Genomic DNA, 12,764 nt, shown 5'->3' on the forward strand with positions numbered 1-12,764 from the left:
GCATCTTCGGAACCGGGCGGCATTTTCATGCCGCCCGTTTTCGTTTATGGGGTCGCGCGATCGACAGACATCCCGAACGCACTCACTGGAACGGTTCATCGATGAGCAAGCTGAAAAACCCCGTCCTGATGGGCGTAATCGGTGGCGCGCAAGGGTTGCGCGGCGAAGTCCGCGTCAAGAGCTTTGCCGAAGAGCCAACAGCCCTTGGCGACTACGGTCATCTGCACAGCGAGGACGGGCGGGTCTTCGAGGTGCTGGAGGTGCGCGAGAGCAAGAATGTCGTCGTCGTCCGTTTTCGCGGCATCAACGACCGGACGGCAGCCGAGGCTCTGAACGGCCTGGAGCTGTTCATCGAACGGGAAAACCTGCCGGACGACGATCTCGACGAGGACGAGTTCTTCTACGCGGATCTCGAGGGCCTCGAGGCGAAGGATGCCGAAGGCAAGAGCTACGGCGTGGTGACCGGCGTGTTCGATTTCGGTGCTGGCGATCTCCTTGAGCTGAAGGGTCTCGGACGCCGCCCGGTGCTCATCCCCTTTTCCGAATTCTCGGTGCTCGAGATCGACCTTGAAGGCGGCACGATGCTCGTGGATCCCGTTGCCGCCGGACTTGTCGACGACAAGGATGATCCGACCGGACCGTTCGACCCGAACGCGTCCGGCGAATGAGCGCCGCCATGGCGTTCCGGGCTACCGTCCTGACGCTCTACCCGGAGATGTTTCCCGGACATCTCGGTCATTCCCTGGCCGGGCGTGCGCTGGAACGCGGGCAATGGTCGCTCGAGCCGGTGCAGATCCGGGATTTTGCCGAAGACCGCCACCGCACGGTGGACGATACGCCGGCCGGGGGTGGCGCGGGTATGGTTCTTCGCGCGGATATTCTCAGTCGCGCCATCGACCAGATCTCGAAAAATGATGATCCCGCGATTGTCCGTCCGCGTCTCCTGATGAGCCCGCGTGGCCGCCCGCTGACCCAGGCGCGGGTCCGCGAGATCGCCGGGGGCCCGGGCGCCGTCATCGTCTGCGGGCGGTTCGAGGGCGTCGACCAGCGTGTCATCGACGCGCGTGCGCTTGAGGAGGTTTCGATCGGCGATTACATCCTTTCCGGTGGAGAGCCGGCGGCCCTGACCTTGCTGGACGCCGTGGTGCGGATCCTGCCGGGCGTCATGGGCAATGCGCTTTCCGGCGTGCATGAAAGTTTCGAGGGCGGGCTGCTGGAGCATCCGCACTACACGCGGCCACAGGTTTTCGAGGGCCAGGAAATTCCTGCCGTCCTCACATCCGGCAATCACGGGGCCATCGAGCGCTGGCGGCGGGCTGAGGCGGAGCGGTTGACGCGGGAGCGCCGTCCTGATCTTCTCTCGGACGCTTCTTCGTCTCAACCTGTGACGAAGTAGTAGAACGCCAGCAGCAGGCCGACGGCGACGACGAAAGCGCGGATGATCGCCTGCGGGATGCGGCGGGCAAGCCAGACGCCGCTATAGCCGCCCAGCGCTCCGCCCGGGATCATCACGGCCGCCTCCAGCCAGGAAACGACCCCGCCGAAGGTGAAGACCACGACGGCGATGGCGGCGATGACGACGGCAAGCAGGTTCTTCAGGGCATTGATCCGATGATAGCCGCCGCCGGCCGTCAGACCCAGAACGGCCAGCATCATGATGCCCATGCCGGCCCCGAAGAAGCCGCCATAGACCGAGGTCGCGAACTGTCCGAGAAGGCCGAGTACGCCGAGCGGCGCGCCCGCCTCGCGCGACTTCGGGCGGAGCAGGGGGCCGGCCGCAAAGATCGCGGTCGCCCCCAGCAGCAGCCATGGCACCAGCGCCCGAAACGAGGGATTGGAAAGGGCCAGCAGAATGCCGGCGCCGATGAGGCCGCCGACGGCTGACAGCAGCCCGAGCATGACCGCCATGCGCGTGTCGGCCAGGAGCTCGCGGCGATAGGCAAGCGCCGAGGTGATGTAGCCGGGGAACTGGACGATGGAGGAGGTCGCATTGGCGACGATGGGCGGCAGGCCTGCCAGCGTCATCGCGCCGAAGGTCAGGAACGTGCCGCCGCCAGCCACTGCATTGACGGCGCTGGACAGGAAGCCGGCGAGAAAGAGGAGAATGGCGGTGGTGACAGGCATCTGCGACTCATCGAAGAAAGGCGAGGTTTTCGTGGTATAGGGCGTACGTCGAAACGCAAGGACAGATGTCGTCCGGAGATCCCGAGACATGCCGCGACAAGACGATCTCTGGCGTATACGGCCGGCGGGGACACGAGACAGACAGCTCTTGCGGACGCTGCTCGATGATCATTTGCGTGACCTGTCCGCCTTCGGTCCCGTCGATGCCGCCTACCACTATTTCGACCTCTACTTCGAGGACGCGGACCGCTCAGCCTATGTGATCGACGTTCTGAGTACGGGAGCGTGGACAGCTGCGGGCTTCGCGCTCGTCAACCAGCACGCCTGTTCAGGCTTGCCGGTGGATCATGCAATGGCGGAATTCTTCATTCTTCCGGACATCCGCCGAAAGGGCGTTGGCGCCCGCGCCGCAAGCCTGCTTTTCACGCTGCATCCGGGCGTCTGGGAGGTCGGCGTGATCAGCCGGAACGTCGCGGCCTGGGCGTTCTGGTGCCACGTCACCGCGCCGTTTCGCGAGGTGGAGACGATCGCGAAGGGCGACATGCGCATCCTGCGTTTCAAAAGCCCCGAGGTGCTGCGCAGAAAGGCGCGCGGAGAGGGGTGACAAATCGGCGCTCCCGGTGTATAGGCCGCACCGGCTCGGGTTCCTGCCCGTGACCATCAACAAAGAATGGTGTACCCGCCGTCGCTCTTCATTGGAAGAGCCCTGCCCGGAGGCTTTGCCGAAGGACACCCTGGCGCTCTGACTGTTTGAGAAGAAAGCAAGGTTAACCGATGAACATCATCCAGCAGCTGGAAGCCGAACAGGCCGCCAAGATCGAAGCCAAGCGTACCCTTCCGGAATTTTCCGCAGGCGACACGCTCCGCGTCAACGTTCGCGTGACAGAAGGTGCGCGTACCCGCGTGCAGGCCTATGAAGGCGTCTGCATCGCCCGTTCGGGTGGTGGCATCAACGAAAGCTTCACCGTTCGCAAGATCTCCTACGGCGAAGGCGTCGAGCGCGTGTTCCCGGTCTACTCGCCGATGGTCGAAAGCGTCGAAATCGTTCGTCGCGGTAAGGTCCGTCGCGCCAAGCTCTATTACCTGCGCGATCGTCGCGGCAAGTCGGCTCGTATCGTCGAGAACACCGGCACGCGCGCCCGCAAGCTGAACGACACGGCGCGCCAGTCGGCAGCCGACGAGAAGGCGCGTCTGGAAGCTGAAAAGGTTGCAGCCGCTCAGGCGCTCGCCGCCGAAAAGGCAGCCGCAGATGCCGCCGCCGCGGAAGCCGCTGCTGCAAAGGCCGCCGAAGACGCGAAGTCTGCAGAATAAGATCTCCGGATCCTCTTTTTTTCGAGAAAGCCGCTGGAGCAATCCGGCGGCTTTTTTTGTGCCCGAGGTGGCCGCGTGGCTCGAGGTCAGGCCCCGTGGCCGGATCCCGACGCTCGTCCTTCCCTCATCTCGTGCAGACGCCGAACAGCGAGGGCAGGGACGGGGCCTTCAAGCCGCGTGCCAGCTTTGATTTGCGAGCGTTCCTTTCAAGAGATGTGGTGAAACGCTCGGCACAGCGGGCCGACAGGGAAAAAGGCAGGCCGTCCGGCCGGGGTGCGGAAGGCGGAGCCATGGCGCGTCCTTACGGAATTCACATGCGGGACCGGTCCGTCGGCTCTTGCCCTGCCGGGAAGTTTCGTGACAGTCTCGCGCGTCACATGCCAGGAGCCAGTCTCATGTTTTTTCGCCGCCACGTTCTCGCCGGTCTGACCCTTCTCGCCCTTTCGCCCCTGAGCGCCGGTGCGGCCGATCTTCCGGATCTCGGCGGGCGCGAGATCGTCGTGGTCACGGAGAACGCCTATCCGCCGTTGCAGTTCATCGACCCGAAGACGGGCGTCGCTGCCGGTTGGGAATATGATGCGGTGGGCGAGATCGCCAAGCGGCTGAACGCCAAGGTGACCTACCGCAACACGAGCTGGGACGCGATGATTCAGTCCGTTTCCGATGGCCAGTTCGACATGGGCATGACGGGGATCACCATCAAGGAAGACCGCAAGGAGAAGGTGGACTTTTCCGATCCCTATATGCGCTCCGAGCAGTTCATGCTCGTGCGCGGGGACGAAAACCGGTTTACGGACGGCAAGTCCTTCGCGGCCTTCTCCAAGGGCCTGATCGGTGCGCAACCGGGAACGACGCCGTTCTACACGGCGATCTACGAGGTGCTCGATGGCAACGAGCAGAACCCGCGCGTCAAGTTGTTCGAGACCTTCGGCGCCACCGTACAGGCCCTGAAGGCCGGTGACGTCGATGTGGTGCTGACCGACGGCACAGCGGGCAAGGGCTATGTCGATACGTCGGATGGAGGTCTGAAACTGATCGGCGGACCGCTCGGCTCCGAGGATTTCGGCTTCATCTTTCCCAAAGGCTCAAAACTCGTCGCACCCGTCAACGCCGCCATTGCCGCGCTGAAGGCCGATGGGACGCTGGACAGGCTGAACCGCAAATGGTTCGTCGACTTCAAGATGGGCGAATAGAGCGACGGCTGACAGGATACGCAGCCCATCATGCAGCCTCCTCCGCCGTATCCGCCACCACGCCTGCCGGAAAGCGCGATCTCCAACCCGCCCGACCGCTCCGGTGGCGATCCGCCGGAGCGTCGCGGCGTGGTCTCACGCGAGTTGCCTTGGTGGCTGATCGCGCTGGTCGCGATTGCGGTCGGCCTTGCCGTGCTGATCGCCATCAACGATCTCTATGCGCGGGTCTTCGCAGTGGTGGCTGCCGGCATTGGCGTTACCATCTTCGTCACGATCGTCGGTTTTGCGCTTGCGACCCTTGTGGGTCTGGGCGTGGCCCTGATGGCGCTGTCGCGCCGGCAGGTGCTGCGGCAGGTCGCCCGGTTCTACACCGAGGTGATCCGCGGCATCCCCGTGCTCGTTCTGCTCTTCTACATCGCCTTCGTCGGAACGCCGGCGCTGGTCTGGCTGATCAATCTCGTCCTGACCCCGCTGATCTCCGCCGGCGTGACGGAGCCCGTGCTCGTGCGCGACCTCTCCTTGATGTGGCGGGCGATCATTGCCCTGACCATCGGCTATTCCGCCTTCATCGCCGAGGTTTTTCGCGCGGGCATTCAATCCGTAGACCGGGGTCAGGTCGAGGCGGCGGAGGCGCTGGGGCTCAATCGATTCCAGCGTTTCCGGCTTGTCGTTTTCCCGCAGGCGATCCGCACCATCCTGCCACCTCTCGGCAATGACTTCATCGCGATGATCAAGGACAGCTCGCTCGTCTCGGTGCTCGGCGTGCAGGACATCACCCAGATGGGCAAGGTCTACGCCTCCGGCTCATTCCGGTTCTTCGAGACCTATTCCATCGTTGCCTATATCTATCTCCTTCTCACCATCGGCCTGTCTCTGTCGCTACGGGCATTGGAACAGCGACTGCGGCGCGGTCATCGCGGGTAGATATCCCGACCGTCAGATAAGTCAGTCGCGCGCGAGGATGATGAGCTTGTCTCCGGCTGCGTACTGCACCGCTTCTCCCTTCACGGGGTTGACCACGACACGACCCAGCTGTCTCTCGTCCTTTGCCGTTGTGCCCGCCTTGCTGTAACCAAGGGCCACTTCTCCGCGCGTCAGCGCGGCCAGCGTGATCGTGTAGAAATTCACGGGATGGTCGATCGAGATGTAGTCGGTGACGGCACGCATGTAGATTTCGGAGCCATCCTCGTCGAGAAGTTCATCGAAGATGTCGGCCATCAGCTCGTTTTCCGAAGCCTGCGCCAGCATCAGGCTGACGAGCTTGTTGCTGACGACGAAATCGTCCGCGCGCGTCACGGCTGCGAGATCCCGGTTGCGCACGTCGATCATCTCGCTGACGATGCTGATATGCGTGTTGGCGGCTTCCGCGATCTTGCGCAGCTGCAGAAGCGTCACGAGGGTCGCCGTATCGGCGGGCTGTGGAGCTAAATGGTCGCTGTAGCCGAGAACCAGTACATGATCATATTCCGGGATCATCAGCGCATCGAGCGCCGCACGGCTGCTGGTGTCGATAACGCGACATTCCACGGACAGGTTTTCTCTCAGATACGGCATGGCCGCGACGTCGGCGAGCAGCTCCGGTGTATCGGCCGCGATCATCAGACGGGAACCGGGCGAAACATAGCGTGAAAGTTCCTGCGTGATGATCGGGCCGCGGCGGTTCCAGCCGAGCAGAAGCGTCGTCTCCGCCCGGCGCTCGGCCGGTGGACGCGGGCGAATGACCTCGCGGTCGACCGTGACGTCGCCTGCGCGCAGGCGGATCGTGTCGTCGTCTTCGGCGATGAGAATGGCGCGTTCGCCGGCCTCCATGACGCGGCTCGTCGGCGGGTTCAAAAGAACCTTGCCATCGGCGGTTCCCACGCCGATCAGGACGGATGTGTCATAGGCCATGACCGCCGCACCGAAGGACTTGCCGACAAGGCCGGGCTGTTCGACCGCGTAGATTTCAGAACCGTCGAAATCGAGCAGCTCGGTGTAGACGCCGCTCAGGCCGGATTGACGGCTGGAGCTGACGACGATGCGGGAGATGAGTTCGTCGGCAAGGACCAGCTGCAACTCGCCGCCACCGACGATGCGGGCGACCTCGGCATTGGCTGCGTCGCGAATCTCCGCTGCGATCCGGTATCGCTCCGGACGACGTCCAGGATCGTTCACGACGGCGAGGATGGTCTTGATGACCTGCGAATCGGCATAGTCGCCTTCCGGCGACAGAACAACGATTGCACGGGACGCCTGGGGATTGACGATGTTAATGTCATGGAGGTCGGTCGGGTCCCCGCTGCGGCAGACGATGCGGGTGTTGCCGAGGTCTGCGATCTTGTCGGCGATCTCGTCTTCCATCTCCACCTTGTCCTTCGCCGCCATAATCACGATGCGCGGGCGTCGGCGGCTGCGATTGGCGATGACGAGTTCGGAGATCACGTCGAAGATCGAAGGCGACCAGTTGAAGATGATCGTGTGGTCCTTTTCGAGGACATGCGACCGACCTTTGCGAAGTTCGTCGAGCTTTTCGTCAAGTCCGGAGGAGAGGACGCCGATCAGTGCGGAGAACACGAAGATGCCGGCAACGGTGACGGCGAGCGAGATGCCCCGGAAACTCCAGCCGGCATCCCCGCCCATGGCGCCCGCATCCATGGTGCGCATCAGGGATTCCCATGCGCCCTCGACGAAGGACACGGGCTCGCCTCCCTCCTGGGCTATGCCGGTCACCGCAAGAAGCAGCCCGGCAAGCACGATGACGATCAGCGAAATGACCGCGAGCCAACCGATCAGCGCGATCGGGCCGGCCGCCATGCTCTTGTCGAATTGATAGCGCGCGCGGTCCCGCCACGTGATCGGTCGTGTCATGATGCTTCCCCCCAGATCCACCCTCCAGGCGGACCTTTCCGGCGTCTCAAACTTTCGGTCCGTTGGCAAGCAGGTCAGGAGAGAAACCTTCGCTTCCCTCACGATCGCGTCGTCGTCAGGCTGGTGGCGAGGGGCGGGAAACTTGCAGTCGCGCTTGGAAACTGCTATTTCGGCGGTCATGGAATCCAAGTTCGGATGTCGTGCGCAGAATGTCGTCGTGCTGCAGGATCACAAGCGCCTGCCGGCACGTTTTTATGCGCGCGTCTCCGGGGCGCTCAACAGCCGACTTCGATAGATCCTTCAGGAGCGATGCTCCGGCTTTTGAAGCCTGATCCGACCGGCCATCGAGCCGGACTTTCCAATTTTTTCTTTCCAATGGATGACACGCCATGAGCGCACCACGGACTCTCTACGACAAGATCTGGGACGACCACGTCGTCGATCAGCAGGACGACGGCACCTGTCTTCTCTATATCGATCGCCATCTCGTTCACGAAGTGACGAGCCCGCAGGCGTTCGAAGGCCTGCGCATGACCAACCGTCAGGTGCGCGCACCGCAGAAGACCCTCGCTGTCGTCGATCACAACGTTCCGACCTCGCCGGATCGCCATCTCGGCATCAAGAATGAGGAAAGCCGCATCCAGGTGGAAGCGCTGGCCCAGAACGCAGCCGACTTCGGCGTCGAATACTATTCGGCGTCCGACAAGCGTCAGGGCATCGTGCACATCGTCGGGCCGGAACAGGGTTTTACCCTGCCGGGCATGACGATCGTCTGTGGGGATAGCCACACCTCGACGCACGGCGCCTTCGGGGCACTGGCGCACGGCATCGGCACATCCGAGGTCGAGCATGTGCTCGCCACGCAGACACTGATCCAGAAGAAGGCCAAGAACATGCTGGTGCGTGTCGATGGCCAGTTGCCCGAGGGTGTGACGGCGAAGGACATCATCCTCGCGATCATCGGTGAGATCGGTACGGCCGGCGGCACGGGGCATGTCATCGAATTTGCGGGCGAAGCCATCCGTGCGCTTTCCATGGAAGGCCGGATGACCATCTGCAACATGACGATCGAAGGCGGCGCCCGCGCCGGCCTCATCGCGCCGGACGAAAAGACGTTCGAATACATCAAGGGCAAGCCGCGCGCGCCGCAGGGCGAAGCGCTTGAACAGGCGATCGCCTACTGGAAGACGCTGAACACGGACGAAGGCGCACATTTCGATCGCGTCGTCGTGCTCAACGCCGCGGAGTTGCCGCCGATCGTGTCCTGGGGCTCGTCCCCGGAAGACGTCATTTCGGTGCAGGGCGTCGTTCCCAATCCGGATGATATCCAGGACGAAAACAAGCGCGCCTCCAAGTGGCGGGCGCTCGACTACATGGGTCTGAAGCCGGGTACGAAAATCACCGACATCGCGGTCGACCGTGTGTTCATCGGCTCCTGCACCAACGGCCGGATCGAAGACCTGCGCGAAGTTGCCAAGGTCGTCGAGGGCAAGACGGTTGCACCGACCGTATCCGCGATGATCGTGCCCGGTTCGGGCCTCGTCAAGGAACAGGCGGAAGCCGAAGGCCTCGACGTTATCTTCAAGGCTGCGGGCTTCGATTGGCGTGAGCCGGGCTGCTCGATGTGCCTTGCCATGAACGACGATCGGCTGAAGCCGGGCGAGCGCTGCGCCTCGACCTCCAACCGCAACTTCGAGGGACGTCAGGGGTTCAAGGGCCGGACACATCTGGTATCGCCCGCAATGGCGGCGGCCGCTGCCGTGGAAGGACACTTCGTCGACATCCGCAGCTGGCAGTAATCTGGTTCCACGAACCTGAAAACCTATAAAAAGGCGCCGCTTTCGGGACCGGAAGCGGCGCTTTTTTTGCTCCTACGAGGCTTCAGCGGCAGACCGTCACGGCATGGCGGTCAGGGTGAAGCCATCCTTGCGCAAGAGTTCGACCAGACCTTCCGGGCCCGGCAGATGCAAAGCGCCGACGGCCATGAAGACATTGCCTGCATCAAGGCTCGGACGGGCGCGCGTGGCCATGACATGGTTGCGGTCGGTGATGATGCGTTGTTCGATAGCGACCGATTCCTGCTCGGAGTCAGCGGTCTCGATGCTTTCCGAAGCGGCCTTCAGCATGGGCATGATGGCGGAAATCCGGCCTTCCAGATAAAGCGCGGTCGTTGTTTCCATGGCGTCTTCGACGATGTTGCCCAGTTTCAGCGTGTCCACCAGCGCCGAGACGTGAAACTTCATCGGAAGATCGTTCAATGCGTGGATCTGCTCGACCATCGTTTCCAGTCCCTTGAGCGTCTTGCCGTGCGACACCGCATCCTGTGCCAGCCTCTGATCGAGGAAGACGGCGCCACCGGCCTTCCGGCTCAGTTCGCAAGGCGGCAGGGACACGAGGCTTGCAATCATCCAGGGCTTCATGCGCGCAACGGTCGCGAGCGGAAGGCCGCGAGATTTCAGTCCTTCGCTGAGGATGACCTTCTGATCGGCATCGAGATAGCTCTCGATCGTGCTGCCGTCGGTGAACATGGTGAGGCTCGGATCTGAAAAGAGCGCGACCTGCGCCTTTTTCTCGTCCAGGATCTCGTCCGACTCCACGATCACGGTGGCGGCGCCAGCGAAGCCCTCGGGCGCTCCTTTCGGCATGGCGAGCACACGCGGATCGGTGACGTGCATGGTGCCGAGAAGATAGGAGGTGGGAACGTCCGGTTTCTCGATCTTCCAGAACGTGCCTCTGCCGTTGACGACGAGACCTGCGTCTCGCTCGACCTGCCGTGCCCGATCCGGATCCGTCTTTTCCCACGTTTCCAGAAGGTTCGTGCCGTGGCAGGCAATGTCGTCGGCATGAGCGCGTCCGATGGAAAGGAACGCGACGACGAGGAGCGCAAGCAGCAGGGTGGGCAGGAGAGCCGCAAGCGAGACGAGCATGTCGAGACGGGAGCGCCCCGGAAGCGAGGGGAGAGGGGGGATGGTCGGCGCGGGCACGGATCGTCCTTTCTTGGCGGTCGCGCGCCACCCTAGCGGCGCAATCTCACGCGCCGCTTAACATGCGTGGTTAACGCGACCCCGCATTCCGGCGCTTTTAAAGCATGTCGCCCGAAAGTGTGCCGCGGGTTCGGGAAACGACATGCATCAAAACAAGACCTTAAAGCGTGTCGCGTGAATCCTTTTTCACGCAACACGCTTTAGCTCAGGCGCGGGGATGGGCGCGGTCGTAGATGTCGAGCAGGCGCGCGGAATCGACGCCTGTATAGATCTGCGTCGTGGAAAGGCTTGCATGGCCGAGCAACTCCTGGATGGTGCGCAGATCGCCACCGCCAGCAAGCAGATGCGTTGCAAAGGAGTGGCGCAGGGCATGCGGCGTTGCGGTATCCGGAAGCCCGAGCGCGCCGCGCAGGCGCTGCATCTCGCGCTGGATGATCGCCGGCTGGAGAACGCCACCCTTTGCGCCGCGGAAGATCAGGTCGTGTCCCTCGGCTGCATAGGGGCAGAGCGCGAGATAGCGGTTCACGGCATCGAGCGCCGGTGCGATCAGCGGCACGATGCGGGTCTTGCCGCCCTTGCCGGTGACGCGAAGCGCGCGGGGAGTGCCTGCAACATCATCGACCGTAATGCCGAGCGCTTCGGAGATGCGCAGGCCACATCCATAGAGCAGTGTCAGAACCGCTTCGTTGCGGGCCGCGATCCAGGGCTCTTCGCTCAACTGCGCGTCGCTGGCGACAACGGCCAGCGCGTCGGTATCGGTCAGCGGCTTCGGAAGGGATTTCGGCTGTTTCGGCGAACGAACCGCGCCTGCGCCAGCGGCATTGACCAGACCTTTGCGTTCCAGATGGCGCAGGAAGGAGCGCAGGCCGGCAAGGCCGCGACCAAGCGTACGCGCACCCGCACCGTCCCGGCGCCGCGTGGCGAGGAAACCGCGCAGGTCGCCCGGCCTTAGTGCCTTGATGTCCGACAGTTTCGGGGGGCCGGCAAGATGTCCTGTGAGAAACTTGAGAAATTGTCGCGTGTCGCGCTCATAGGCCTCGACCGTATTGTCCGACAGCCGGCGCTCGTTGGCCAGAGACTTCAGCCAGGCTTCCCGCTCGGCCATCAGCACGGCATCGCCGATTACCAGAAACTCGTTCATGTGAAACCTGTCGCCTGCTTTGTCAGTGTAAAGTCTGGGCGCAGAGACCTTGCCGAATTGCTAACATCCCCTTGGAATCCGTCATCGCTCAATCATATTCTTTTGCGATAGCTATGCGGGATGCGGCGGCGGGACGATCATGACAAGACGAGGCTCTGCAGGAGGGTTATCCGGATTCGCCGAAGCGGTGTCGCTCGTCTCGCACGGCCAGCCCGGCCATATCGTCGACACGCTGATTGCGGAGCGCGGGCAGCGGATCGTGCATCATCCGCTCTGGCCGGTCATGCGTCCGGCGCTCTACACGCTCCTCAATTACCGCAAGGCGCTCGAATTTGCGAATGGCGTTGCCAACCTGCCCGGGTTCCAGGCATTCCAGTATCTGAGCGATACGCTGTCGCTCGACATTCGCGTGACGCATGAGGAGCGGATTCCGCGATCCGGCGGCTTTCTCCTCGTGAGCAACCACCCGACCGGCATTGCAGACGGCGTGGCGGTGTTCGACCTGCTGAAAGCGCGACGACCCGACATGATGTTCTTTGCCAATCGGGATGCGATCCGGGTCAATCCCCGCTTCGTCGAGATGGTCATTCCCGTGGAATGGCGCGAGGAGCACAAGAGCAAGCTCAAGGCCCGCGAAACGCTCCAGGTGACCAACCGGGCGATTGCAGAAGGGAAGGTCACCGTGCTGTTTCCTTCCGGGCGTATCGCGTACTGGGCGGACGGGCGGCTGAACGAGCGGCCCTGGAAGACCTCTGTCGTCGGCTTTGCCCGCAAGCACAACCTCGCCATCCTTCCTGTACATATGCACGCCCGCAATTCGGGCCTGTTCTACTGGCTGGCGAAATGGTCGACCGAATTGCGCGACATGACCGTGTTCCACGAGCTCCTCAACAAGAAGGGCAATGTCTTCGACATGACCATCGGTCATCTCATCCCGCCGCACGCGCTGGATGGCGATGCAGCCGAGGTCACGCAAGCGCTGGAGCGGCATACCGTGACGGATCTCGCGCGGAACGGCGATGCGACCTTCAAGGCGGTACAGCCAGGAGCAGCTGCGGGCGAAGCTACTTTCGCCGAGCACCGGCTCCCGGCGCAGACACAGCTTTGACGAGACCGGCAGACGGCGGCCTCTTTTCTTTCCGAGTCGATAAGAGCAATGTCCGC

Annotated in this window: 12 protein-coding genes; 8 read left to right on the plus strand and 4 right to left on the minus strand. The window is 62.9% G+C overall.

Features of this window, described 5'->3' with window-relative positions; all coding sequences use genetic code 11:
• Positions 1-101: 101 nt before the first annotated feature.
• Positions 102-668: a ribosome maturation factor RimM gene (gene rimM / locus ASG25_RS18930; protein WP_062477736.1), complete on the plus strand. Its 567-nt coding sequence runs from the start codon at positions 102-104 to the stop codon at positions 666-668.
• Positions 669-676: 8 nt separating this feature from the next.
• Complete coding sequence (gene trmD / locus ASG25_RS18935; protein WP_062477738.1) at positions 677-1,396, plus strand: tRNA (guanosine(37)-N1)-methyltransferase TrmD; 720 nt, start codon at positions 677-679, stop codon at positions 1,394-1,396.
• Here trmD and ASG25_RS18940 read toward each other — a convergent pair.
• Positions 1,378-2,124, minus strand: coding sequence for a sulfite exporter TauE/SafE family protein (locus tag ASG25_RS18940; RefSeq protein WP_062477741.1), 747 nt, complete (start codon positions 2,122-2,124; stop codon positions 1,378-1,380). The two genes, trmD and ASG25_RS18940, sit on opposite strands and share 19 nt — an antisense overlap.
• Positions 2,125-2,296: 172 nt before the next feature.
• On the opposite strand from ASG25_RS18940, the gene ASG25_RS18945 reads away from it, so the two are divergent.
• The 4 genes from ASG25_RS18945 to ASG25_RS18960 all read left to right on the plus strand — a co-directional run bounded on the left by ASG25_RS18945 (position 2,297) and on the right by ASG25_RS18960 (position 5,552).
• Positions 2,297-2,728, plus strand: a complete 432-nt coding sequence (locus ASG25_RS18945; protein WP_156466911.1) for an acetyltransferase — start codon at positions 2,297-2,299, stop codon at positions 2,726-2,728.
• A gap of 170 nt (positions 2,729-2,898) precedes the next feature.
• Positions 2,899-3,435 (plus strand): 50S ribosomal protein L19, encoded by a 537-nt coding sequence (rplS, locus tag ASG25_RS18950; protein WP_062477747.1) that lies wholly within the window; start codon positions 2,899-2,901, stop codon positions 3,433-3,435.
• A 395-nt stretch (positions 3,436-3,830) separates the two neighbouring features.
• Positions 3,831-4,628: a transporter substrate-binding domain-containing protein gene (locus tag ASG25_RS18955; RefSeq protein WP_062477751.1), complete on the plus strand. Its 798-nt coding sequence runs from the start codon at positions 3,831-3,833 to the stop codon at positions 4,626-4,628.
• Positions 4,629-4,658: 30 nt separating this feature from the next.
• Positions 4,659-5,552, plus strand: a complete 894-nt coding sequence (locus tag ASG25_RS18960) for an amino acid ABC transporter permease (protein ID WP_082480363.1) — start codon at positions 4,659-4,661, stop codon at positions 5,550-5,552.
• 21 nt (positions 5,553-5,573) lie between these two features.
• Here ASG25_RS18960 and ASG25_RS18965 read toward each other — a convergent pair whose 3' ends face one another.
• Complete coding sequence (locus tag ASG25_RS18965) at positions 5,574-7,475, minus strand: hypothetical protein (RefSeq protein WP_062478124.1); 1,902 nt, start codon at positions 7,473-7,475, stop codon at positions 5,574-5,576.
• Between the two features lie 389 nt (positions 7,476-7,864).
• Here ASG25_RS18965 and leuC point away from each other — a divergent pair, with 389 nt between their 5' ends.
• Positions 7,865-9,274 carry a 3-isopropylmalate dehydratase large subunit gene (leuC, locus tag ASG25_RS18970; RefSeq protein WP_062477754.1) on the plus strand — a complete coding sequence of 470 codons (1,410 nt, stop codon included), beginning with the start codon at positions 7,865-7,867 and terminating at the stop codon, positions 9,272-9,274.
• Between the two features lie 96 nt (positions 9,275-9,370).
• Here the strand turns inward: leuC and ASG25_RS18975 are convergent, their stop codons facing one another.
• Together ASG25_RS18975 and ASG25_RS18980 are read right to left on the minus strand one after the other, a co-directional pair.
• Complete coding sequence (locus ASG25_RS18975) at positions 9,371-10,459, minus strand: TraB/GumN family protein (RefSeq protein WP_062477757.1); 1,089 nt, start codon at positions 10,457-10,459, stop codon at positions 9,371-9,373.
• A gap of 205 nt (positions 10,460-10,664) precedes the next feature.
• A complete protein-coding gene (locus tag ASG25_RS18980; RefSeq protein ID WP_062477760.1) occupies positions 10,665-11,600 on the minus strand; it encodes a tyrosine recombinase XerC in 936 nt (311 codons plus the stop codon).
• Between the two features lie 139 nt (positions 11,601-11,739).
• Here ASG25_RS18980 and ASG25_RS18985 point away from each other — a divergent pair, with 139 nt between their 5' ends.
• Complete coding sequence (locus tag ASG25_RS18985; protein WP_062477763.1) at positions 11,740-12,708, plus strand: 1-acyl-sn-glycerol-3-phosphate acyltransferase; 969 nt, start codon at positions 11,740-11,742, stop codon at positions 12,706-12,708.
• Positions 12,709-12,764: the final 56 nt, after the last annotated feature.

The sequence above is a fragment of the Rhizobium sp. Leaf384 genome (assembly GCF_001424065.1).
In the GTDB taxonomy this organism is placed as follows: domain Bacteria; phylum Pseudomonadota; class Alphaproteobacteria; order Rhizobiales; family Rhizobiaceae; genus Ferranicluibacter.

Coding starts and splice junctions, on each gene's coding strand:
- ASG25_RS18960 (WP_082480363.1), top strand. CDS start 4,659: ATGCAGCCTCCTCCGCCGTATCCGCCACCACGCCTGCCGGAAAGCGCG.
- ASG25_RS18955 (WP_062477751.1), top strand. CDS start 3,831: ATGTTTTTTCGCCGCCACGTTCTCGCCGGTCTGACCCTTCTCGCCCTT.
- rimM (WP_062477736.1), top strand. CDS start 102: ATGAGCAAGCTGAAAAACCCCGTCCTGATGGGCGTAATCGGTGGCGCG.
- ASG25_RS18985 (WP_062477763.1), top strand. CDS start 11,740: ATGACAAGACGAGGCTCTGCAGGAGGGTTATCCGGATTCGCCGAAGCG.
- leuC (WP_062477754.1), top strand. CDS start 7,865: ATGAGCGCACCACGGACTCTCTACGACAAGATCTGGGACGACCACGTC.
- trmD (WP_062477738.1), top strand. CDS start 677: ATGGCGTTCCGGGCTACCGTCCTGACGCTCTACCCGGAGATGTTTCCC.
- ASG25_RS18965 (WP_062478124.1), bottom strand. CDS start 7,475: ATGACACGACCGATCACGTGGCGGGACCGCGCGCGCTATCAATTCGAC.
- rplS (WP_062477747.1), top strand. CDS start 2,899: ATGAACATCATCCAGCAGCTGGAAGCCGAACAGGCCGCCAAGATCGAA.
- ASG25_RS18940 (WP_062477741.1), bottom strand. CDS start 2,124: ATGCCTGTCACCACCGCCATTCTCCTCTTTCTCGCCGGCTTCCTGTCC.
- ASG25_RS18980 (WP_062477760.1), bottom strand. CDS start 11,600: ATGAACGAGTTTCTGGTAATCGGCGATGCCGTGCTGATGGCCGAGCGG.